This is a genomic window from Campylobacter sp. MG1, from assembly GCF_026616895.1.
Taxonomy (GTDB): Bacteria; Campylobacterota; Campylobacteria; order Campylobacterales; family Campylobacteraceae; genus Campylobacter_E.
In genome coordinates, this window is the sequence record NZ_JANYME010000009.1 from 38,529 (window position 1) to 60,674 (window position 22,146).

The 22,146-nt window shown below is 26.4% G+C and carries 24 protein-coding genes; 18 read left to right on the forward strand and 6 right to left on the reverse strand.

Translation table 11 applies throughout. The features are described 5' to 3' along the window. Window positions 1-50: 50 nt before the first annotated feature. From NY022_RS07820 to NY022_RS07840, 5 genes are all read left to right on the forward strand, one after another. Window positions 51-2,009 carry a BCCT family transporter gene (locus NY022_RS07820; RefSeq protein WP_267525033.1) on the forward strand — a complete coding sequence of 653 codons (1,959 nt, stop codon included), beginning with the start codon at window positions 51-53 and terminating at the stop codon, window positions 2,007-2,009. A 162-nt stretch (window positions 2,010-2,171) separates the two neighbouring features. Further along, the gene (gene pxpB / locus NY022_RS07825) at window positions 2,172-2,831 is read left to right on the forward strand and encodes a 5-oxoprolinase subunit PxpB (RefSeq protein WP_267525034.1); all 660 of its coding nucleotides are present in this window, start codon (window positions 2,172-2,174) and stop codon (window positions 2,829-2,831) included. After that, the gene (locus NY022_RS07830; protein WP_267525036.1) at window positions 2,828-3,751 is read left to right on the forward strand and encodes a biotin-dependent carboxyltransferase family protein; all 924 of its coding nucleotides are present in this window, start codon (window positions 2,828-2,830) and stop codon (window positions 3,749-3,751) included. The genes pxpB and NY022_RS07830 overlap by 4 nt, the downstream gene beginning before the upstream one ends. Continuing rightward, complete coding sequence (locus NY022_RS07835; RefSeq protein WP_267525037.1) at window positions 3,741-4,460, forward strand: 5-oxoprolinase subunit PxpA; 720 nt, start codon at window positions 3,741-3,743, stop codon at window positions 4,458-4,460. Before NY022_RS07830 ends, NY022_RS07835 begins: the two co-directional genes overlap by 11 nt. Before the next feature lie 10 nt (window positions 4,461-4,470). Next, on the forward strand, window positions 4,471-5,646 hold the full coding sequence (locus NY022_RS07840) for an NRAMP family divalent metal transporter (protein ID WP_267525039.1): 1,176 nt from the start codon (window positions 4,471-4,473) through the stop codon (window positions 5,644-5,646). A 24-nt stretch (window positions 5,647-5,670) separates the two neighbouring features. On the opposite strand, the gene dnaJ is transcribed toward NY022_RS07840, so the two are convergent. Continuing rightward, a complete protein-coding gene (gene dnaJ, locus NY022_RS07845; RefSeq protein WP_267525041.1) occupies window positions 5,671-6,762 on the reverse strand; it encodes a molecular chaperone DnaJ in 1,092 nt (363 codons plus the stop codon). Between the two features lie 79 nt (window positions 6,763-6,841). Here dnaJ and NY022_RS07850 point away from each other — a divergent pair, with 79 nt between their 5' ends. Genes NY022_RS07850 through NY022_RS07895 form a run of 10 tightly spaced genes read left to right on the forward strand, consistent with a single transcriptional unit; the run spans window position 6,842 to window position 14,473 of the window. Beyond that, complete coding sequence (locus NY022_RS07850; RefSeq protein WP_267525042.1) at window positions 6,842-7,513, forward strand: response regulator transcription factor; 672 nt, start codon at window positions 6,842-6,844, stop codon at window positions 7,511-7,513. Next, window positions 7,513-8,730, forward strand: a complete 1,218-nt coding sequence (locus NY022_RS07855) for an ArsS family sensor histidine kinase (protein ID WP_267525044.1) — start codon at window positions 7,513-7,515, stop codon at window positions 8,728-8,730. Before NY022_RS07850 ends, NY022_RS07855 begins: the two co-directional genes overlap by 1 nt. Then, entirely contained in the window at window positions 8,727-9,284 is a 558-nt protein-coding gene (locus NY022_RS07860) for a recombination protein RecR (RefSeq protein WP_267525046.1), read from the forward strand. The genes NY022_RS07855 and NY022_RS07860 overlap by 4 nt, the downstream gene beginning before the upstream one ends. After that, window positions 9,284-9,943 carry a hypothetical protein gene (locus tag NY022_RS07865; protein ID WP_267525048.1) on the forward strand — a complete coding sequence of 220 codons (660 nt, stop codon included), beginning with the start codon at window positions 9,284-9,286 and terminating at the stop codon, window positions 9,941-9,943. Before NY022_RS07860 ends, NY022_RS07865 begins: the two co-directional genes overlap by 1 nt. Continuing rightward, window positions 9,940-11,538: a protein-disulfide reductase DsbD gene (dsbD, locus tag NY022_RS07870; protein WP_267525050.1), complete on the forward strand. Its 1,599-nt coding sequence runs from the start codon at window positions 9,940-9,942 to the stop codon at window positions 11,536-11,538. Before NY022_RS07865 ends, dsbD begins: the two co-directional genes overlap by 4 nt. A 53-nt stretch (window positions 11,539-11,591) precedes the next feature. Continuing rightward, window positions 11,592-12,005, forward strand: a complete 414-nt coding sequence (gene ndk, locus NY022_RS07875) for a nucleoside-diphosphate kinase (protein WP_214116937.1) — start codon at window positions 11,592-11,594, stop codon at window positions 12,003-12,005. A 1-nt stretch (window position 12,006) separates the two neighbouring features. After that, window positions 12,007-12,357: a hypothetical protein gene (locus NY022_RS07880; RefSeq protein WP_267525052.1), complete on the forward strand. Its 351-nt coding sequence runs from the start codon at window positions 12,007-12,009 to the stop codon at window positions 12,355-12,357. A gap of 10 nt (window positions 12,358-12,367) precedes the next feature. Then, window positions 12,368-12,514 carry a 50S ribosomal protein L32 gene (gene rpmF, locus NY022_RS07885; protein WP_214116941.1) on the forward strand — a complete coding sequence of 49 codons (147 nt, stop codon included), beginning with the start codon at window positions 12,368-12,370 and terminating at the stop codon, window positions 12,512-12,514. Between the two features lie 5 nt (window positions 12,515-12,519). After that, entirely contained in the window at window positions 12,520-13,509 is a 990-nt protein-coding gene (plsX, locus tag NY022_RS07890; protein WP_267525055.1) for a phosphate acyltransferase PlsX, read from the forward strand. Then, the gene (locus NY022_RS07895) at window positions 13,487-14,473 is read left to right on the forward strand and encodes a beta-ketoacyl-ACP synthase III (RefSeq protein ID WP_267525058.1); all 987 of its coding nucleotides are present in this window, start codon (window positions 13,487-13,489) and stop codon (window positions 14,471-14,473) included. Before plsX ends, NY022_RS07895 begins: the two co-directional genes overlap by 23 nt. Window positions 14,474-14,484: 11 nt before the next feature. Here the strand turns inward: NY022_RS07895 and NY022_RS07900 are convergent, their stop codons facing one another. From NY022_RS07900 to NY022_RS07920, 5 genes are all read right to left on the reverse strand, one after another. Then, complete coding sequence (locus NY022_RS07900) at window positions 14,485-14,673, reverse strand: hypothetical protein (RefSeq protein ID WP_267525060.1); 189 nt, start codon at window positions 14,671-14,673, stop codon at window positions 14,485-14,487. Window positions 14,674-14,687: 14 nt separating this feature from the next. Further along, a complete protein-coding gene (gene rpoD / locus NY022_RS07905; RefSeq protein ID WP_267525062.1) occupies window positions 14,688-16,538 on the reverse strand; it encodes an RNA polymerase sigma factor RpoD in 1,851 nt (616 codons plus the stop codon). 114 nt (window positions 16,539-16,652) lie between these two features. Then, a complete protein-coding gene (locus NY022_RS07910) occupies window positions 16,653-17,912 on the reverse strand; it encodes a hemolysin family protein (RefSeq protein ID WP_267525089.1) in 1,260 nt (419 codons plus the stop codon). Window positions 17,913-18,052: 140 nt separating this feature from the next. Continuing rightward, window positions 18,053-19,765 (reverse strand): mechanosensitive ion channel family protein, encoded by a 1,713-nt coding sequence (locus tag NY022_RS07915; protein WP_267525064.1) that lies wholly within the window; start codon window positions 19,763-19,765, stop codon window positions 18,053-18,055. After that, a complete protein-coding gene (locus NY022_RS07920; protein WP_267525066.1) occupies window positions 19,762-20,400 on the reverse strand; it encodes a carbonic anhydrase in 639 nt (212 codons plus the stop codon). Before NY022_RS07920 ends, NY022_RS07915 begins: the two co-directional genes overlap by 4 nt. A gap of 90 nt (window positions 20,401-20,490) precedes the next feature. Between NY022_RS07920 and NY022_RS07925 the strand changes: the two genes are divergently transcribed. From NY022_RS07925 to frr, 3 genes are all read left to right on the forward strand, one after another. Beyond that, a complete protein-coding gene (locus NY022_RS07925; RefSeq protein ID WP_267525067.1) occupies window positions 20,491-21,168 on the forward strand; it encodes a Bax inhibitor-1 family protein in 678 nt (225 codons plus the stop codon). Window positions 21,169-21,255: 87 nt separating this feature from the next. Continuing rightward, on the forward strand, window positions 21,256-21,576 hold the full coding sequence (gene secG / locus NY022_RS07930) for a preprotein translocase subunit SecG (protein WP_267525069.1): 321 nt from the start codon (window positions 21,256-21,258) through the stop codon (window positions 21,574-21,576). An 11-nt stretch (window positions 21,577-21,587) separates the two neighbouring features. Continuing rightward, complete coding sequence (gene frr / locus NY022_RS07935; RefSeq protein ID WP_214116854.1) at window positions 21,588-22,145, forward strand: ribosome recycling factor; 558 nt, start codon at window positions 21,588-21,590, stop codon at window positions 22,143-22,145. The last annotated feature ends 1 nt before the right edge of the window (window position 22,146 follow it).

Below are 22,146 nucleotides of genomic sequence, written 5' to 3' on the forward strand. Positions count from 1 at the left end.
GTTAATTTAGCCTTGTTACACTGAAAAACATTTCAAAACAAGGAGATAGTATGAAAATTAAAACGAGTTTTAATTCAGCGGTTTTTATACCTAGTATTATTTTTATAATTATACTTGCATTATTTAGTATATTCATACCAAAAGAAACTAGCGAAATTTTAGGAAAATTAAGACAATTAAATTTTAATAATTTTTCTTGGTTTTATGTTTTAAGCGTTAGTTTTTTTGTAGGTTTCATGCTTTTATTAGCATTATCTAAATTTGGCAACATAAAATTAGGCACTCAAGATGATGAACCTAGATTTTCTTTTTTGTCATGGCTTTCAATGCTTTTTGCAGCAGGTATGGGCGTAGGCCTTATGTATTTTGGGGTTGCTGAGCCATTAATTCATAAAAAATCTTTAATAACTAATGATGATAATGCAATGATTCATACATTGTTTCATTGGGGAATTCATCCTTGGTCAATTTATGGAGTGTGTGCTTTAGCTATGGCATATTTTGGTTTTAGATATAAAATGCCATTATCATTAAGAAGTGCATTTTATCCTTTTTTAAAAGATAAAATTTATGGTTTTTGGGGACATATTATAGATATTTTAGCATTGGTTGTAACTGTCTTTGGTATAAGCACAACTTTAGGATATTCAGCATCACAGCTTAATGCAGGTATGGTAAAACTTGGATTTTTAAGCAATGATGGATATTTAGAACAAGTCATTATTATTTGTGTAATAGTTTTAATTTCTACAATATCATCTATTAGTGGTGTTGGAAAAGGTGTAAAAAAATTAAGTGAAATAAATTTATTTTTAGCATTTATTTTAATGCTTTTTGTTTTATTTAGCGGTAATACGGTCAGGCTTTTATCAGATTTTAGTTCAAATTTAGGGAATTATTTTTCAAGTATAGTTGAGTTAAGTTTTAAAACCTATGTATATGAGGAAAATCAAATTTCATGGTTTAATTCTTGGACTGTATTTTATTGGGCTTGGTGGCTTAGTTGGGCACCTTTTGTTGGATTTTTTATAGCAAAAATTTCTCGTGGTAGAACTATTAGGGAATTTATTTTTGGGGTATTAATAGTTCCTACTACCTTTAATATTTTATGGTTTAGTATATTTGGTAATTCAGCATTGTCACTAGATATTAATAATATTCTTAGTTCTTTATCATCAAGTCCAGAAAAATTATTATTTGAGTTTTTAGGATTGTTACCATTTGCAAAAATTAGTAGTTTGGTAGCATTGTTAGTTTTGGCAATATTTTTTATAACTTCAGCAGATAGTGGTATTTTAGTATTAAATTCAATAGCGAGTGGTGGAAAAGATAAGGATATTAAATGGCAAAATATTTTATGGGGAATTAGCTTAGTTATTTTATCATCATCTTTACTTTATTCAGGTGGATTAGGGGCTATATTGAGTGTTACAATGTTAGTTGCATTACCATTTGCTTTGTTAATGGTGATTATGTGTTTTAGTACTTTAAAGGGATTAATAGTTGATGATAGATATTTTAATACAGATTTAACTAATTCTAGCGTATATTGGTCAGGTGAATATTGGGAAAAAAGACTTGATACAATTTTGCATCAACCACAAGAAAAAGATATTAAAAATTTTATAAATACTAAAGTAAAAAATGCAATGAAACAAGTAAAAGATAAATTAGATGAATATGGTTTAATATCTTATGTAGAAGAAAGCGATAATAATATTAAATTTATTATAGAAAAAGAATTATCTAAAGATTTTATATATGGTGTTAGTATGGTAAAAAAAGAAGTAAATAAAATTTTATTAGATGATGAAAAATTACCTAATCATTCTAAAAAAATAATTTATGAACCTATAACTTTTTTTGGTGATAGTAGGGTAGGTTATAATATTAAATATATGAACACTAAAGAAATCATTGTGGATATTTTAAAACAATATGAAAGATATTTAAATTTAATTGATGATTGTAGTAATGATATTTTCGTTCAAGATTATAAAAACAATTAATATAAATTGATAAGAGAATAAAATCTCTTATCAATTAGTTATATTTTTACAAAATATATTTTAGTGTTACAAATTTTCACAATCTTTATAAAAATATTTTTAATTAGTTACAAAAATACTAAACTTATTTTATTATTCAATAATACAAAACAAAGGATTATTATGTTTAATGAATTTGTAATTACTAGTGAAACTACATTGACTTTATATTCTAGCTCTAAAATTTCTATAGAGCAACAAAAAATATGCTGGTCTTTTGAGCGTTTAGCAAAAAGTTTAGATAATGTTTTAAATGTTGTAGTTGGTATGAATACTATTTGCGTATATACAAATGATGTTAATTATAAAGAATTGTGTAAATTAAAATTGCATTTAGATTCTTTATATAAAGAAACAAAGCCTATTGAACTTGATGGAAAATTAATAGAAATTCCAGTGGATTATGGTGGGGAATTAGGTTTTGACTTATTAAATTTAGCAAAATTAAAAAAATTAAGTATAAAAGAAGTTGTTGATATACATACTAAGCCAATTTATACTGTGTATTTTATAGGATTTTTACCGGGGTTTGCGTATTTAGGTGGATTAGATAATATTTTAAATACTCCAAGACTTAGTATTCCAAGAACAAAAATTCCAGCTGGTTCAGTAGGAATAGGTGGTGCACAAACTGGTATTTATCCATTAGAAGCCCCTGGTGGTTGGAATATTATAGGTAATACTAGTGTAAAATTATTTGATATAAATAAAGAGCAACCTAGTTTATTAAAAGCTGGTGATAGGCTTAAATTTGTGGTAAATAGTATAAAGGAAAGCTTATGAGAATTAATAAAATTTCTGCCATAGCAAGTATTCAAGATTTAGGTAGGAAAAATTATAAACAATATGGTGTAAATGAATCAGGAGCACTAGATAAATGGAGTTTTATGCTAGGCAATGTTTTAGTAGGAAATGAGCCAAACACTCCTGCTATTGAGATAATTTTAGGCGGAATTGAAATTTATTGTGATAAGCCTATGACTTTTTGTATTAGTGGTGCAAATTATGAGGCATTTATTGACGAAAAGCCAATACATAATAATTATAGATTAAGAATTGAAGCTGGAAAAACGTTAAGACTTGTTCGTGCAATGTCAGGAATGTGTGCTTATATTTGTTGTTATGGTGGTTTTAAAGCTGATTTTGTATTAGATTCTTATTCTACAAATTTTGTAGCTGGTTTTGGTGGATATGGTGGAAGAGCGTTAAAAATTGGAGATGAGGTAATAGCAAATTCAAAAATGAATTTATCTCAAATTGCAGTAGCTGGTATAAAACAGCAAGACAAAATTAGAATAATTCAAGGTAGTGAATGGGATTTATTTACAGATGAGGCAAAGTATAGTTTATTAAATAATGAATTTATAGTATCAAGTAAAAGCAATAGAATGGGGTATAGATTAAATTGTGATAAAAAATTGAATTTAGAAAATGAAATTAGCTTAGCATCACATGGTGTAAAAGCTGGTGTGATACAAGTACCATCAAGTGGTGAGCCTATAGTATTAATGCAAGATTCTCAAACTACTGGTGGTTATCCTAAAATAGCTTCTATTATAGAGGCTGATTTAGGGTTGTTTTCTCAATATAGATTTAATTCTAAGGTTAAATTTGAATTAGTAGATATACAAACAGCATTGCAGGCAAAAAAAGAAAGAATCAATCATATTAATAATATTAAGGAGTATGCTAGTGAGAATTGATTTTAATAGTGATTTAGCAGAGGGTTTAGGCGTAGAAAACGATATTATGCCTATTATTAGTTCAGCTAATATTTCGTGTGCTTTGCATGCTGGTAGCGTTAATGATACTTATAATGCTTTGTTATTAGCGAAAAAATACGGCGTAAGAGTTGGAGCTCATCCTAGTTTTGATGATAGATTAAATTTTGGTAGGACTAATGTAAATTTAAATTTAGATGATTTAAAGGCATTGTTGTTTTATCAATTAGGAGCATTTAAGCAATTATGCGATTTAGTTGGCGTGAAAATGAGCTATGTAAAACCGCATGGAGCCTTATACAATATGGCTTGTGTTGATTATGATTTGGCAAAAAATATAGTAAAAATTGTTAAAAGTTTTGACAGCTCATTGTTACTAATGGGACTTAGTAATTCAAATTTAATAAAAGCTTGTGATGATTATGGATTAGGAAGCATTAGCGAAGTTTTTGCTGATAGAAGATATCAAGATAATGGAATGTTAGTTCCTAGAACACAGCAAAATGCTTTAATAGTAGATGAAGATGAAGCTATTTTACAGGTTATTAATATGGTAAAACATTCTTATGTAATCAGTGAAAATAATAATAAAATTTACATAAAAGCCGAAAGTATTTGCATACACGGAGATGGTGAAAAAGCATTAGAATTTGCTAAAAAAATTAAATTGGTTTTAAATTTACAAGAATAAGGAGAAAAAATTGAATAAAAAGAATGCTATTTTAGGTGCGGCGTTTTTAACCGCTACATCAGCTGTTGGACCTGGATTTTTGACACAAACGGCTACTTTTACGCAGAATTTAGGTGCTAGTTTTGCATTTATAATATTAATTGCAATTTTTATGCATATAGTTGTGCAGTTTAATATTTGGAGAGTAATAGCTGTAAGTAAGTTAAAAGCACAAGATATTGCTAATAAAGTTTGTTTTGGCGTTGGATATTTTTTGTCGTTTTTAATTATTTTAGGTGGTTTAGCATTTAATATTGGAAATGTTGCAGGAGCTGGTTTAGGTATTAATACTATTTTTGGAATTTCTCCTATTTTAGGTGCTTGCATAAGTGCTTTAATAGCTGTAGCAATTTTTATAAACAAAGATGCTGGTGGATATATGGATAAATTTGCTAAATTATTAGGTGGATTTTTAATTATTATGATTTTTTACATAGTTTTTGAATCTAATCCACCATTAGGTAAGGCAGCAAAGGAATTAATATCACCATCTAATTTTGATGCTTTTACATTAGTTACATTAGTAGGTGGAACTGTTGGTGGATATATTACTTTTTCAGGAGCACATAGATTAGTGGATGCTGGAATTTGTGGTAAGGAAAATTTAAGTGAAGTTAATAAAAGTGCTACAAGTGGAATAATCATAGCAAATATTATTAGAATATTTTTATTCTTAGCTGTTTTAGGAGTTGTTAGTTTAGGTGTTAAATTAGAGCCTAGCAATCCAGCATTAACACCGTTTGAACATGCATTAGGAAATTTAGGTTTAATATTGTTTGGATTAGTTATATGGGCTGCTTCAATCACTTCTGTTGTTGGTTGTGCTTATACTTCAGTTAGTTTTATTACAAGTTTTCATCCAAGTATTAAGAAGAATGAAAATTTAATAATTATAATATTTATAATTTTTTCTACCCTAGTATTTGCAACTATAGGAAAGCCTGTTGAAATTTTAGTTTTAGTTGGAACGTTAAATGGATTAATATTACCAATAGCTTTATTTGTGATATTGATAGCGGCATATAAAAAGGATATAGTTGGGGATTATAAACACTCTAAAATATTAGCTATATTAGGATTTGTAATTACAATAGCAATGGCTATTTTAAGTTTTATTACTATTAAAGATTATTTACTTCAATTATAATTTAAAGCCTTTTTAGGCTTTAAATTATTTAAACCACGATTTAATTGTATCAAATATACCTTGTTGTTCTACATTAGAATCGTTTTTTATGCCAAAACTCTCATTTAGTTTTTTTAACAATTCTATTTGTTCATCATTTATATGATTAGGATATTTAATGCTTAATTGCACATATTGATTACCTATTTGTCTTGTATGTGGATCTTTTACACCTTCTCCTTTTATTTTCACTAATTCTTTATCGCTTAGTCCTAATGGAATTTTAATCTCCTTCCAACCCCTTATTGTAGGAACTTTTATTGTTGAACCTAATGCAGCTTGAGTGAATAATATAGGAATATCTATATAAATATCATTACCTTTTCTAATAAATTTATCATCTTTTCTAACTCTTAGTTTTACATATAAATCGGAGCGTTGTTTATTATCTCTTTCATTACCCTTTGAATTACATCTAAGAGTTACTCCGTTATCAACTCCTTCTGGTATTGTTATATCTACTTTTTCATTTTTATTTATAGAACCTGTTCCATTACAATTACTACATTTATCTTTTATAATAGTACCTTTGCCTTTACAAGAATCACAGGTGCTAACCATTTGAAAAAATCCTTGTCTAATTGCAATTTTTCCACGACCTTTACATTTAGGGCATGTTTCAGGTTTTTTACTAGCTGAACCAGTCCCAGCACATTTTTCGCAAGATGATTTGTAGGTATATGAAACTTGCTTTTTGCAACCAAATATCGCTTCTTTAAAGTCTAAATCTAGTGTTATAAATAAGTCATCATCAATTTCATCATCTTCGCTAGCTCCAAATCCGCCACCGAAAATATCATTAAAAATATCGCTAAAATTTGCAAATCCACTAAACCCATTGCTAAAACCAGAATTAGCATTTAAGCCTTCTTCACCAAATCTATCATATTTAGCTCTTTTTTCACTATCACTTAAAACTTCATATGCTACATTTATTTCTTTAAATTTTTCTTCAGCATCTTTATTTCCTTGGTTTCTATCAGGGTGATATTTTAGTGCTAGTTTTCTATAGGCTGATTTTATTTCATCATAACTAGCGTTCTTATTAACACCAAGAATTTTATAAAAATCACGCATTTTTTTCCTTTTGTAATTTATCGTTTATAAATTAAATAATGTTAGAATGAGTGTGAATTTAATAAATAAAGGTGAAAAAATGATTAATGTAATTATGATTGAAGATGATGTGCAGTATGCAGAGTTAATTACAGAATTTTTAAGTCAGGTTAATATCAATGTAACTAATTTTTCAAATCCAGCCGAAGGTTTGCAAGAAGAAATTAGTAATTATGATTGTATGATATTGGACCTTACATTGCCTGGTACGGATGGTCTTGAAGTTTGTAAAGAGATTCGTAAAAAATCAGATATCCCTATTATTATTTCAAGTGCTAGAAGTGATTTAAGCGATAAAGTTTTAGGACTTGGTCTTGGTGCTGATGATTATTTATCAAAACCTTATAAACCACAAGAAATGCAAGCAAGGATAGCATCTTTAGTTAGAAGATATAAAAAAGGTTTATTGCCTATAGAAGAAGAAATAGATACATTATTCAAAGTTGAGCATGAAAAACATGAAATTTATTACAATAATGAAACATTAAGTCTAACACCAGCTGAATATGATATTTTAAGTTATTTAGTAAAAAGGCATGGATTTTCAGTTTCTCGTGAAGAACTAGCACTTAATTGTAAATCTTTAAGGGAAAAAGATAGTAAAAGCTTAGATGTAATAATTGGAAGATTAAGGGCAAAAATAGGAGATAGTTCTAAAGAACCTAAGCATATTTTTTCAGTTCGTGGAATAGGTTATAGATTGCTTGGTTAATGTTTAAGAATTTTTTTTTAAAAACTAAGAATATATTTCTTTTTATATTCTTAGCTTGTTTTGTATTTCTTTATTGGTTTTCTTACAGTACTAACAAAATAGCTTTAAAAAATGAGGAATTAAATAGACAGTATTTGATTATAAAACAATTAAACAAGATATATGAAAATGGTTTATTTAAAGAAATAGATGAATATTTAAGGTATTCAGAATATATTGAAATAGATAATAAGTATTATATTGATATTATAAGCAATGGCGTAGCTTTTTATGACGATGATAAATGTAATTGTTTGAGCGGGTATGAATATGATGATAATTTTTTTATACTTGTAAAAAACGATGAACAATCTTCATATAAACTATATAAAAGTAATCATAATTTTGATAAAGTTCCATTTATCTTGAAATTTTTACTTATTGCAGTATTTATTGTTATATGTTTTTATTCTTATTTGATTAGTAAAGATTCGCAGCAGATTTTAAAATTATCTAAACATATTGCTAAGTGGTCTAAAGGCGAAACAAAGTCTCCTTTTAAATACAACACAAATAGCGAAATAAATTCATTAGTTAAAGAATTTAATAGAGCATCAGAAAGAATTGATGAATTAATTTTATCAAGACAGTTTTTTTTAAGAGCTATTATGCATGAATTAAAAACTCCTATTGGCAAGGGTATGATTATCACTGATTTACCATATAGTGAAAAAAATAATAATATATTAAAACAGATTTTTGAAAGGCTTAGTGTTTTAACTAATGAATTTGGAAAAATAGAGCAAGTATTGTCAAAAAATCATATTTTAAATTTACAAGAATATAGTTTTTTAATTTTGTTTGAGCAAGTAAAAGATATTATGTTTTTAGAAGATGAAAGTATTATAAATATTGAATATTTAAATGATGAAAATATTTTTGTTGATGCCGAACTTTTTACATTATTACTCAAAAATTTATTAGATAATGCTTTAAAATATTCTAAAGACGGAAAATGCCATTTGAGTTTTGATAAAAATGAAATTACTATAAAAAATAGTGGTGATAAATTAGAATATGATATTAAAGAGTATTTTAAACCTTTTATTAGAGGTAGTAGCACAAAACCCGGTTTAGGTTTGGGATTATATTTAATAAAGTATATTTGTGATATACATAATTTTACTATTGATTATTCTTATGAGAGTGAATTTCATATTTTTAGGGTAAAACTTTGAAACATTTTGATAATCTTTGTAAAAGTATAGGTAAGATACAAGGCATAGGTAAAAAAACTTCATTAAAGATGGCTTATTATTTATGCTATGAAAATAAAAATTTATTAGTAGAATTAATGCATTCTTTAGAAAACGCTAGTAAAAACATACAAGAATGTAGTGTTTGTGGTTGTTTGAGTGAAAATGAATTATGTGATTTTTGTGTTAGTGATAGCTTAAGCGATAGTATTTGTTTAGTAGAAAATCCAAAAGATGTTTTTTTTATTAATGAATGTAAGGTTTATGATGGTAGATTTTTTGTATTTTCTAAGGTAAATGAATTTTATTTAAAAAAATTAGAAAAGATGATATGTAAATTTAATGCAAAAGAATTAATTTTAGCATATACTCCTAGTGTAAGTACTGATGCATTATGTTTTTATTTAGAAGATTATTATAAGAATTTAAATATTAAAGTTAGCAAGATTGCACAAGGTGTTCCAAATGGTATTAAAATTTCTGATATAGATATTAGTTCTTTAAGTAGTGCTATATTAAATAGGGTTAGTTTTTAATGAAAAAAATTATAAATATTTTTGCATTTACATCAATTATTTGTGTTGTTATTGCTGGTTTTATAACTTACAATTTATTAGATAAATTTATAGATTATAAACACAATAAAATGATAGAAAATATTGCAATATCAGATGGTAAGGAGATAGTAGATAGAATACATTATAATGCAAATAATGCTTATAATAATTTAATTTTAAGTAGAAATGAGATATTAAGTTATATTAAAAAGTATATTAATGATATTAATGCAAAAAAACATAATGCAAAAATTTATGCATTTAATAGTTATGGAATTTATTTAGCACATTATTTAACAGATTATAAAAAGTATAATGCTTTTTTAGAAAAAGATATTAATGGAAAATTTTATATTAAAGATTTATTGCGAAATATTGGCGATGATGGGGTGTATAATGATGAGGTAATAATGTCGTTTAATAATACTAAAAAACATATTGTTACCTATATTAAAAAGGATAAAAATTTAAATATATATTATGGAAGCATTGTTGATTTAGATGAGTTTATAAATAATAATAATTTTCATAAAAATGATAAAACAAATATTAAAATTTTAATTATTATTAGTGTTTTTATTTTTATAATTTTGATAATATTATTAAAAATAATGTATGAAAATAGGATTAAAAAATGAAGTATATATTTAGTATAATAATGTTTGTAGTTTGTGCTTATTCTTCGCCACTTACACCAGATGAAGCATTTAAATTTAGCGTAAATGAAGATACTCAATCATTTAATATAAATTTAAATATATCTAAAGGTGTATATTTATATAAAAGTGAGCTAAAAATAATTAAAAATAATAATGATATTACAAATACTTTTAATTTTCACCAAGTTGATTTTAAAGATAATAATGAAGTATTTTTTAATAATTTAAAATTTGACTTTCCTAAATTTACTATAAAAAATAACGATAATATTAAAATACATTATCAAGCTTGTTCTTTAGATGGCTTATGTTATCAACCATTAGTAACTAATTTTGTATATGAAGATGGTGTAATGGTTTTAAAATATGCAAATAAAGAACTTAGAAAAAATAATGATTTTAATGATTATGAAAATGTTTTATCATCATCATTTTTTATAGCTTTGCTTACATTTTTTGTGTATGGTTTATTATTATCATTAACCCCTTGTACTCTCCCTATGGTGCCTATTATATCAAGTATTTTAGTAAAAAGTAGTGGAAAAAATCCTATTGTTTCTAGTATTGTTTATGTTTTAGGAATGTCTATTAGTTACACTATTATTGGTATTATAGCAGCATCAATAGGTAGTGGCGTTCAATCATTTTTTCAAAACAAATATGTTATCATATCTTTTTCTTTAATATTTATTATATTAGCTTTTTCAATGTTTGGCTTTTATGAGATTAAAATTCCTAGTTTTATAACAAATAAGCTAAATAATAAAATTTCAAAATTAAGCGGTATTTTAGGTATTTTTTTTATGGGTATTTTGAGTGCTTTAATAGTTGGACCTTGTGTGGCTGCACCACTTGCAGGTTTGCTTATTTATATAGCTAAGACAAACGATATTTTATTAGGAGCTAGTACCTTATTTGTAATGAGTATAGGTATGGGGATTCCATTAATAGCTATTGGTTTTGGGTTTAAATTTATTACTGGTGCTTGGATGCAAGAAATAAATAAATTTTTCGCTTTTGTTATGTTAGCACTTGCAATTTTTTTCTTAGATAGAATTTTGTATGAAGAAATTATAAATGTTTTATATGCTATTTTAGGAATTATTTTTGTTATATCATTTAGGCTTTTTGAGAGTACTAAATCTAAATTTAGATTATGTTTTAAAGTAGTATTATTGGCAGTTTTAGCGTTTTGTATTATTTTATTATATAAAACTTTTAATAAACAAGAAATTTCGGTACAAGAGAATTTAAATTTTGAGATAGTAAAGTCTAGCGAAGAATTGATATTAGAGGATAAAAATATTATTTATTTTACGGCTGATTGGTGTGATAATTGTAAAATAATGGCTAAAACTACATTTAAAGATTCAAATATAGTTAACTCTTTTAAAAAATTTAAGTTAATAAAAATTGATTTGACAAACCCAAATGATTTTGAAGATAAAATTTCTAAAAAATATAATATTTTTGGACCTCCAGTTATAACTATAGTTAATAAAGATGGAGTTGTATTAAAACAAATAATTGGATTGGTTGATGCAAAAACTTTATTAAAAGAATTAGAAATTTAAACTATAATTAATTTATTTTTGTATAATATCGGTTTTTATTTTAAGGAGATTTAATGCAAAGAACTTTATCTATCATTAAGCCTGACGCTGTTAAGAAAGGTGTTATAGGTCAAATTTTAAGTCGTTTTGAAGCAAATGGCTTAAGAATTGCAGCTATTAAAAAGCTTTATTTAACAAAAGAACAAGCAGGAGAATTTTACGCAGTTCATAAAGAAAGACCATTTTATAAAGATTTAGTTGAATTTATGACTAGTGGTCCTGTTGTAGTATCTGTTTTAGAAGGCGAAAATGCAGTTGCTAAAAATCGTGAATTAATGGGAGCAACTAATCCAAAAGAAGCAGCTAAGGGAACAATAAGAGCTGATTTTGCTGAAAGTATTGACGCAAACGCAGTTCATGGTAGTGATAGTTTAGAAAATGCTAAAATAGAAATAGAGTTTTTCTTTAATAAACTTGAAATAAATTAAAATGAAAATTGCTTTTAGTAAAATTAATTCGGTAAAATACCCTTTTAAGTTAGATTTTGATAATTTAATATTAGAAGGCTTTTTAAAGAGAAAAGATAATAAAATAGTTACGCTAGACGCAGTTTTAGTAGGCAATGTAATTCATTATTGTGATAGTTGTGCTGCTGAAATTGAGATTGAAATTAACGAAAAAATTAATTTAGATTTAAGCGATGGTGTATTTAAAGATGAAGAAAACGAATTAAGCGACACTATGGAATTTTATGATGGTGAAATAGACTTAATTGAAGTATTAAAAAGCGAATTAGCTTTATATTTAAGCGATTATTTTTATTGTCAAAAATGTAAATAAGGAGAATAACATGGCAGTTCCAAAGAGAAGAGTTAGTAAAACAAGAGCAGCAAAAAGACGCACTCATTACAAAATTGAGCTAGTAAGACCAATTAAAGATAAAGATGGTAGTTGGAAATTACCTCATAGAATTAATCCAACAACTGGCGAATATTAATACTTATGATAAAAATTGCTATTGATGCTATGGGGGGCGACTTTTCGTATACCCCTATAATTGAAGGAGCTATTAGTGCTTTAAGAGAGAAAAGTGATTTTATTGCAATTCTTGTAGGCGATGAGAATTGTATAAGAAAACTTATTCCAGATGATTTATTACATAGAGTTGAATTTGTTAATACACTAGATGTGTTTGAAATGAAAGAAAATTCCACTGATGTATTAAAACGCAAAGATAGCAGTATTTATAAGGCTGTAGAATTAGTAAAGAACGGTGAGGCTAATGCGGTAGTATCAGCTGGACATAGTGGTGCTACTATGAGTTTAGCTACTTTAAAAATAGGTAGAGTTAAAGGTGTTTTAAGACCAGCTATAGCAACACTTATGCCTACTATTAATGGTAGGGTGTTAGTGCTTGATGTAGGTGCTAATGTTGATTGCGAAGAAGAAAATTTATTACAATTTGCAATAATGGGCGAAGCTTATGCAAAAGAAGTAATGAATATAAAAAATCCTAAAATTGCACTGCTTTCAAATGGAGAAGAAGATTGCAAAGGAAACAAACTTACAAAAGACACACATAAATTATTAAGAGAACATTTAAGCAATTTTATAGGCAATGTTGAAGGCGGACATATATTTGCTGGAGAGTGTGATGTAGTAGTTTGCGATGGATTTACTGGAAATATATTATTAAAAACTGCAGAAGGTGCTGTTAGCATTTTTGCTAAGCTATTAAAAGATGAAATAAAAAAGAGAAATGTAGCAAAATTTGGTTATGTGCTTAGCAAAGGTGCATTCAATGCTCTTAAAGAACATTTGGATTATGACCAATATGGAGGAGCACCTTTACTTGGGGTTAATGCTTGTACTATAATAAGTCATGGGAAAAGTAATGCTGAGGCTATTAAAAATGCAATTTTTCAAGCTTTAAAATTTGCTAATTCAAATGTAAATAAAGTGATTGAAGATGAAATTAAAAGCTTGCATTAAAAGTATTGCTTCGTATTTACCAGAAAAAACACTAACAAATAAAGATTTTGAAAGTTTTTTAGATACAAGTGATGAATGGATATTAAAAAGAACAGGAATTAAGCAAAGATATATTGCTAGTGAAACTGAAAACACTAGCGATTTAGCATATAAAGCAGCTATAAAAGCTATACAAAGAGCTAAAATTCAAACTAATGATATAGATTTAATAATAGTAGCTACATTAAGTCCTGATTATTTTACTATGCCATCAACTGCGGTAGTTGTAGCAAATAAACTTGGATTAAAAGGTGTAAGTGCATTTGATATAAGTGCTGCTTGTTCTGGATTTATTTATATGCTTGAGCTTGCTCGTTCTATGGTTGAAAGTGGTGCTAAAAAAAATGTATTAATAATAGGAGCTGAAAAAATATCTTCAATTCTTGATTATACAGATAGAACTACTTGTGTTTTATTTGGAGATGGTGCTGGAGCTTGCGTTGTAAGTGCAAGTGAAGGTAAAGGAATTATAGATATTCATACAGGAAGCGATGGAGAATTTAAAGATTTATTATGCACTAAGCGTTCAAATCAAACAAAACAATTAGAGCCTATTAAACTTGAAATGAAAGGCAATGAAGTATTTAAGGTAGCTGTTAAAACATTATCAGATGATGTGTCGTATTTATTAGATAAAAACAAACTTAAAACAAGTGATATAGATTTATTTATACCGCATCAAGCAAATCTTAGAATTATCTCTTATGTTCAAGAAAAACTTGGCTTAAGTGATGAGCAATGTGTTGTATGTGTTGATAAATTTGGTAATACTTCAGCTGCGTCAATTCCAATAGCTATCAATGAAGCTTACGAACAAGGTCGTTTAACAAATGGCAAATTAATGCTTTTAGACGCATTTGGCGGTGGATTTACTTGGGGTAGTGCTTTAGCTTATTTTGATGGAATTAATTATAAGGAACAATAACCTTATTTGGGTTATTGTATTTTTTTACCTAGTTTAAATCCTAAATTTTCTAAATCATCTTTAATATTTTCATCATATTCACTAAGACTTATATATTTATAATCATCACTTATGTTAAAATCGCAAATGCCATTTAAGGCATTTTTGATTTTTGATACGCAATGATTGCAATTTACATTAAAAATTTCAAATTTATACATAATTACTCCATAATTTACGAACTAGCACCTTTTAATTGCTTTCCATATTTTGGAAATTTAAGTTTCTTAATGGCTGTACTTTCAATTTGTCTTACTCTTTCTCTAGTTATATTTAGTTGAGAGCCTATTTCTTCAAGCGTTCTATCACTTTCATCATCTGTTAATCCGAAACGATATTTTATAACAGTCTTTTCACGTTCATTTAGTTGTTCTAAAACTCCGTTAATTTGTTCTTTTAAATCTTCTTTTAAAATATGTTCTAATGGGCTTATATTGCTTCTATCTTCAACACTATCACCAAATCTTCCATCATCATCACTACCAACAGGTGCATCAAGACTTACAGGCTCTTTTGCTATTTTCATAACTTGTTTAACCTTATCTTCACTCATTCCGATTTCTTTAGCAATTTCTTCTATTGTAGGTTCTTTACCACATTCTTGAACACGCTTTTTGCTAAATTTGTTAATCTTATTAATTGTATCAATCATATGGATTGGAATTCTAATAGTTCTAGCCTGATCAGCTACTGCACGACTAATTGCTTGTCTAATCCACCAAGTTGCATAAGTTGAAAATTTAAATCCTCTTTTATATTCAAATTTATCAACTGCTTTCATAAGCCCGATATTCCCTTCTTGAATAAGGTCAAGAAATGCTAAACCACGATTAGTATAGCGTTTAGCAATACTTACAACTAATCTTAAATTTGATCTAGCCATTTTACCTTTTGCAGTATCACTAATATTTTTACCACGCTTGATTTGTTCTAAAATTTCTTTTAATTTTTCCTTGTCCATATCAAAAGAATTTTCACTAGCTTCTTTTGTTTGGAATAGCTTTTTAATCTCCATATATGTGCTAACCATAGTATTTTCTAAAGCTAATTCCGTGATTTCTTCTTTACTTAAATTAGTAATATTATCTAAAATTTTTTTATGTCTTTCTTTTAATTCATCACTAAACATAGGTAATCTATATTCTAATCTTTTTAATTCTCTATCAAAATCTACATCACTTTTTAATACAGCTTCCATAGATTTTACAATTTCATTAATTAATTTAGAAGTTGGTCCTAAAGCTAATAATTTTTCTTTTAAAATATTTTTTTTAAAAGCAATATTTATATTATTTTGCAATTCATCTTTACCTAATTGTTCTTTATGAGAACTTTTTACCCATTCTTTTTTTGCTTTTTCTAGCGCTTTAAAGCTTTCTATAACTTTTATAGCTCTTTTATCTTCTTTTATAGATTTAGCTTGTTTTTTATCATTATTTTCTTCATCATCTTCATTATCTAAATCTTCGTTATCTAAATCATCACTATCTAAATCATCTTCTTCATCTTCTTCATTATCAAAGTTTTTAAATAGTTCTTTTACTCTACGTTCACGATTAATTAATGCATCTTTATAATCTAGTATAAAATCTATTAAATAAGGAACACTACAAAAAGCGTCAATTATAATATCTTCGCCAAGTTCAATTCTTTTGCTTATTTCAACTTCTTCTTCTTTGCTAAGCAAATCAATCTGCCCCATCTCTCTTAAATACATTCTAACAGGGCTTTCGCTTCTACTAATTTCATTTAAATCGTAGTCTTTACTTAAATCTCCGTCAAGTTCATTTTCTCTTAAAATTTCTCTTTGCTTAGCTCTTTCTTTTGCTTCTTTAAGGTTTCTCATTTTAGCAATTTCTGCCGAGCTTAATAAATTTACATTATATTCTTTTACTAAATTTTTAATAGTCTTAACATTTGATATTGTTGGAGCTTTTGTAAATAGTTTTACTATCATTTCATAAGTTAGATAATCATCTTGATTATCTTTAAATAGTACGGTTAATTCCTTGTCTAAATCTGCCATTTTTTCTCCTTATAAAAAATTGCTTATTGTAACAAAAAAATATAAATTAAACTTTATTTTTATTTTGCATTAAATAATTATTTGCAAATTGTATTATTTGCAAATAATTAAAACTTATTTCTTTTTGATAATTTTTAATGATTTTATGCTATTAGATTGCATTTGTTTTACTTCATAAAAACAAAATTCATCTTCGCAACGTTCTTTTTCACTAGGAACATGTCCTAATCTATTAAAAACATATCCACCTATTGTAAGTTCTTCTAATTCATCATCATATTTTATACCGAGTAAATCCTCAACACTTTCAATGTCTAATCTACCATTTACTATGAATACGTTGTCGTTGATTTGTTTTACTTCTAGTTCTTTTTTGTCGTGTTCGTCATTAATTTCTCCAACAAGCTCTTCTATAATGTCTTCCATTGTCAATAAACCAGCAGTTCCACCGTATTCATCTATAACTATTGCTGTATGAATTTGTTCTTTATTCATTTGTAATAAAACTTTAGATATGCTTATATTCTCAGGTACAAATAATACTTTTCTAACACAATTATTTAAATTTCTTCCATCATCATCTAATAAATCACGGATATGTATCATTCCTAATATATTATCTTTACTAGAATCTATAAAAGGAAATCTAGTATGTTTAAATTCATGAACTATTTTTAAATTATCCTCATATGTCAAGCCTTTATTAAGACAAATCATATCTTTTCTAGGCGTCATTATTTCTTTTGCAACTATATCACTAAAATCTACAGCATTTTGTATAATTTCAGTTTCAAATTCATCTAATACACCACTTTTTTGACTTTCACTAGCTATAAATTTTATTTCTTCTTCTGAATGTGCTAAATTTTCGTTAGTCTTTATTTTTATAAGCTTTAAAATTGAAAGTGATAAAAAATCAAATGTTAAAATAAAAGGTGCGAAAATTATTCTAAATAAATATAGAGGTTTAGCTATCCATAATACAACGCTTTCAGTTTTTGCTATAGCTATACTTTTTGGAACAATTTCACCTAAAACTACATGTAAAAGTGTAATAAAAATAAAAGATATAACAACTGACATGCTATGAATTGCTACCTGATTTAAATTAAAATTTATTAATAATTTATCAAGCAATACAGCTACAGAACTCTCACCTAACCATCCAAGCGCTAAAGAACTTAATGTAATTCCTAACTGAGTAGCTGATAGATAAGTATCTAAATTATTATACATATGAAGTGCTAATTTTGCGTTCGTTTTATTTTGACTTACAAATTCTTCTAATTTACTTTTTCTAATTTTAACAATACTAAACTCAGAGAGTACGAAAAAACCATTTAAAAATACACAAAATAACGCTAAAAATAGCATTAGTGTCGTATAACTGGGGTCCAAAAAATCTCCTTTTTAAAAAATAATTTAAAATTATAGAATTAGAAACTTAAAAATAAGTAAGTTTATTGAATAGTTTTTATTTTTTAATCACCCAAAAAATTGAGTGATTAAAAAAATTAATTTTTTTCAGCTATTTTTTCAATATAAAGACTAGTTGATGGGAAAGCAAATGATGCTTTATTTTTATCTACTATGTCCATTACTTTTAGCATAACATCTTCTTTTACTTGTAAAAATTCAGATCCAACAATGGTTTTTGCAAAGCAATATATAGTTATATTTATAGATGAATCAGCAAATTCATCAAGATACACCAATAAAGTATTTTTATATCCATCTAAGTCATCTACACTAACCATGCTTTGTTTATATTTTGCTTTAAAGTCTTTTGTGTTAAGTGAATTGTCAATTGAAGGTTGAGCTATGCCATCATGATTTTGTAACATTTCTTTTACGTCTTTTATTATATTTTGTATTTGTTCTTTAGTGCTTCCATATTCGATTCCAAAAGTAAATTTAATTATACGACCTAGTTTTCTTCTATTCCAGTTTTTAATATTTTCTGCCATTATTTTTGAATTCGGTATAAATACTAAACAATTATCAAATGTTCTTATGGTTGTTTTTCTAAGACCTGTTTCAACTATTGTTCCTTCTACACCATCAACTATTACCCAATCACCTTGAGAAAATGAATTATCAAATAGTAATAAAACAGAAGCAAAAAAATTAGCAATGATATCTTTAGTTGCTAATGCTACAGCTAAACCACCTATACCTAATGATGCTATTATTGTTGAAATATCAAATCCTAATTTGCTTAAAATTACTAGTACAGCTATTATAACTATTATAAAATAGGCTATTTTTAACATTAAATTTATTACTTCTTTTTTTCCACTTTTTCTAGCTATTTTTGATACTAGTAAAATTCCATATCCGTTTAAAATTGTTATAATTAGCCAAGTAAAAATTATAATATTAATTATACTAACTATTCTTAGTATTAATGGCATTACAGGTGCAGGATAAAATCCAATTAGACAACATAGCCAAATTCCATGTACATATATAAATATTCCTATTGGTTTAGTAAGGTTTGCTAACAGGTGTAAATTATGTTCATTATTTTCTTTTTTAAATATTTTTAATATTATTGCAAAAAATAATTTTATTAATAAATTTTTAAAAATAAATACAAATAATAAAATTAATGTACAAATAATGATTTTTCCAGGATTTACATAAGTATTTATTTCTTTAGGAAATATTGAATTTACTTTACTTAAAAATTTATTTGTATCAATTTGTTTAAAAATATAATTACTTGCAAATACATTAGTGTTATGTCTTAAGTATGTTAAAATTTCAGCATATGATTCTATGATAATTTGTGTTTCTTTAATATCAGATTTTACATTTGTTATTTTTATTAGATAATTATCTATGATATTTTTTAGATTATCAACTTCATTATTTGTGCTAAAACTTTTTTCTATTTCTGATAAACAAGAATAAAAATTTTCTTTTGCTTTTTTTAAATTTACATCAATTTTTTCTTCTTTAATACCTTTAATTACATTTGCATTAATATTTTCATTACTTATTAATGTAGGGAATATGCTAAGTATTTGTATTTTTTTGTTTTTTAATTCATTAATTTCAGAATTAAATTTGATTGTATTTTGTGTTTTTTCTTCTTTTTCTTCACCTAATAATATATTTAATTCGTTAATTTTAATATTTTGTTCACTAAAATTTTTTACCGAATCAACTAATTCGTTTGCATACATAATAATGCTAAAAAATAGTATTATTATTAATCTCATTCTTGCTCCTTGATAATTTTAAAATGTCCATCAATAGGACAATATTCATAAATTTCTCCTGTTTCTATTAAAAAATACCAGGCTTTTACTTTTAATTTATTTTGCAAAATTCTATTTTGAACCTCTGGGTAACCTAATAAATTGTTGTAACTATTTACAATATTTGCTTTTTCTATCATCCAAGCTCTTAAATTTTTTTGTTCTTGTAGATTATTAATTGATAATTGCAGATCAACATGCTTTTTTATATTATCTAAAAGTGATAACCATTTTTTAACATTTGGAAGCATTATTTCTTGTTCCTGTGTTAAATCTTTACATCCACCACAATTACTATGACCACAAATAATTATATTTTCAACATTTAAAGAATATAAAGCATATTCAATTCCAGCGGTACTAGCCAAGTATTCATCTTTTATACGATATGGTGGAACTATATTTGCAATGTTTCTTATTACAAATAATTCACCAGGTAGGGTAGAAGTGATTAAATTTGGTATTACTCTAGAATCGGCACAGCCTATGAACATTGTGTGTGGATTTTGTTCTTCTTTTAAATTTTGAAATAAATTTTTATGCTCATTAAATCCTTCTTGCATAAATTGTAAAGCACCTTTAACTATCTTGTCCATAAATGTCCCTTTTTTGGTGTAAAATATTAACAAATTTTGCTATAATATTTTAGCTTTAAATAATAAAGCATATTTAAACAAGGAGACATTATGGGTTTATATGAGAGAACTAGAGAAGGTGCGGGGATTCGTTCTAATGCCGCTTTGTTTGTAAGAGATACTTATATGTATTTTTCTCTTTCTTTAATAGCTGCTACTTTAGGTGCTTATTTAGGTGCTACTTATTTAGCTAGTTTTTTAGTTGGTAATATTTGGGCGAGTATTGGTATTTTAATAGTAGAGATAGCCTTTATTGTTATATTAAATAGAAAAAGCGAAGTTACAAATGGTGCTATTGTTATGTTATTTACATTTGCTTTTATTAGTGGTCTTAGTTTAACTAGCATAATATTTATGACATTACAACATCCAGCTGGTGCAACAATTATTGCTCAAGCTTTATTTTTAACTACTTTAGCTTTTGCTGGACTTAGCGTTTTTGCATTTACAACTAAAAGAGATTTTAGTGTTTATTTTAAAGTTGCTTTTATAGTTTTATTAGTTATATTCGGTGCATCTTTATTAAATTTATTTTTTCAAAGTTCGGCTTTAAGCTTAATGATTTCTAGTGTTGCTGCAATATTATTTAGTTTCTTTATCATTTATGATACTCAAATGATAATTCGTGGAGCTTATCAAACACCGATTCAAGGTGCAATCGCTTTATACCTTGACTTTATTAATTTATTTATATCTTTATTAAATATCTTAAGAAGTATCAGAGAGTAATTTTTAAGCCTTCAATTTTGAAGGCTTTAACTTATTTTAAATTTTATCTTATATAATGCAAAATTGATTTTTAATGAAAGAAGTAACATGAATACAATTTTTATCGCAATTCAATTTGTTTTAGTTGTTATTATTTGTGCTTGCGTTCTTATGCAAAAAAGCTCAAGTATAGGTTTAGGTGCTTATAGTGGTTCTAATGAAAGCTTATTCGGTGCAAAAGGTCCAGCTGGATTTTTAGCTAAATTTACTTTTATTGTTGGTATATTGTTGGTTGCTAATACCATATTTTTAGGATATACATACAATACAAAAAAAGATGTTTCAGTAGTAGATAGGGTGAAGGCAGTTAGCCAAACTATTGATAATAAATCTAATTCTACTAATGAATTACCAAGTTCAGTAAAATAAAAGGAATACTAATGTTAAATGATATTTATTCAAAACAAAAAGAACAAAACGAAAAAGCTCATAATTCTTTAAAAAAAGATTTTATGACTTTAAGAACAGGTAAAGTAAATATTTCTATATTAGATAATGTTTTTGTAGATTATTATGGAACTCCAACTCCATTAAATCAAGTTGCAACCGTGTTGGCAACTGATGCAACGACAATTACTATTAGTCCTTGGGAAAAATCTATGATTAAGGCTATAGATACTGCTATAAAAGCAGCAAATATCGGTGTAAATCCTAATGCTGATGCTGATGGAGTTAAATTATTTTTCCCACCAATGACTAAAGAACAAAGAGAAGAAAATGCTAAAGCTGCAAAAGCAATGGGAGAAAAATGCAAAGTAGCTATTAGAAATATCAGAAAAGACGCTAATGACGCTGTAAAAAAATTAGAAAAAGATAAAGCAGTAAGCGAAGATGAAGCTAAAAAAGCTTACGATGAAGTTCAAAAATTAACAGATGCTGCAATAGCTAAGACTGATGAATTAGTTAAAGAAAAAGAAACACAATTACTTAAAGTTTAAA

Coding starts and splice junctions, on each gene's coding strand:
- NY022_RS07820 (WP_267525033.1), top strand. CDS start 51: ATGAAAATTAAAACGAGTTTTAATTCAGCGGTTTTTATACCTAGTATT.
- pxpB (WP_267525034.1), top strand. CDS start 2,172: ATGTTTAATGAATTTGTAATTACTAGTGAAACTACATTGACTTTATAT.
- NY022_RS07830 (WP_267525036.1), top strand. CDS start 2,828: ATGAGAATTAATAAAATTTCTGCCATAGCAAGTATTCAAGATTTAGGT.
- dnaJ (WP_267525041.1), bottom strand. CDS start 6,762: ATGCGTGATTTTTATAAAATTCTTGGTGTTAATAAGAACGCTAGTTAT.
- NY022_RS07850 (WP_267525042.1), top strand. CDS start 6,842: ATGATTAATGTAATTATGATTGAAGATGATGTGCAGTATGCAGAGTTA.
- NY022_RS07855 (WP_267525044.1), top strand. CDS start 7,513: ATGTTTAAGAATTTTTTTTTAAAAACTAAGAATATATTTCTTTTTATA.
- NY022_RS07865 (WP_267525048.1), top strand. CDS start 9,284: ATGAAAAAAATTATAAATATTTTTGCATTTACATCAATTATTTGTGTT.
- dsbD (WP_267525050.1), top strand. CDS start 9,940: ATGAAGTATATATTTAGTATAATAATGTTTGTAGTTTGTGCTTATTCT.
- ndk (WP_214116937.1), top strand. CDS start 11,592: ATGCAAAGAACTTTATCTATCATTAAGCCTGACGCTGTTAAGAAAGGT.
- NY022_RS07880 (WP_267525052.1), top strand. CDS start 12,007: ATGAAAATTGCTTTTAGTAAAATTAATTCGGTAAAATACCCTTTTAAG.
- rpmF (WP_214116941.1), top strand. CDS start 12,368: ATGGCAGTTCCAAAGAGAAGAGTTAGTAAAACAAGAGCAGCAAAAAGA.
- plsX (WP_267525055.1), top strand. CDS start 12,520: ATGATAAAAATTGCTATTGATGCTATGGGGGGCGACTTTTCGTATACC.
- NY022_RS07895 (WP_267525058.1), top strand. CDS start 13,487: ATGAAATTAAAAGCTTGCATTAAAAGTATTGCTTCGTATTTACCAGAA.
- NY022_RS07900 (WP_267525060.1), bottom strand. CDS start 14,673: ATGTATAAATTTGAAATTTTTAATGTAAATTGCAATCATTGCGTATCA.
- rpoD (WP_267525062.1), bottom strand. CDS start 16,538: ATGGCAGATTTAGACAAGGAATTAACCGTACTATTTAAAGATAATCAA.
- NY022_RS07910 (WP_267525089.1), bottom strand. CDS start 17,912: ATGCTATTTTTAGCGTTATTTTGTGTATTTTTAAATGGTTTTTTCGTA.
- NY022_RS07915 (WP_267525064.1), bottom strand. CDS start 19,765: ATGAGATTAATAATAATACTATTTTTTAGCATTATTATGTATGCAAAC.
- NY022_RS07920 (WP_267525066.1), bottom strand. CDS start 20,400: ATGGACAAGATAGTTAAAGGTGCTTTACAATTTATGCAAGAAGGATTT.
- NY022_RS07925 (WP_267525067.1), top strand. CDS start 20,491: ATGGGTTTATATGAGAGAACTAGAGAAGGTGCGGGGATTCGTTCTAAT.
- secG (WP_267525069.1), top strand. CDS start 21,256: ATGAATACAATTTTTATCGCAATTCAATTTGTTTTAGTTGTTATTATT.
- frr (WP_214116854.1), top strand. CDS start 21,588: ATGTTAAATGATATTTATTCAAAACAAAAAGAACAAAACGAAAAAGCT.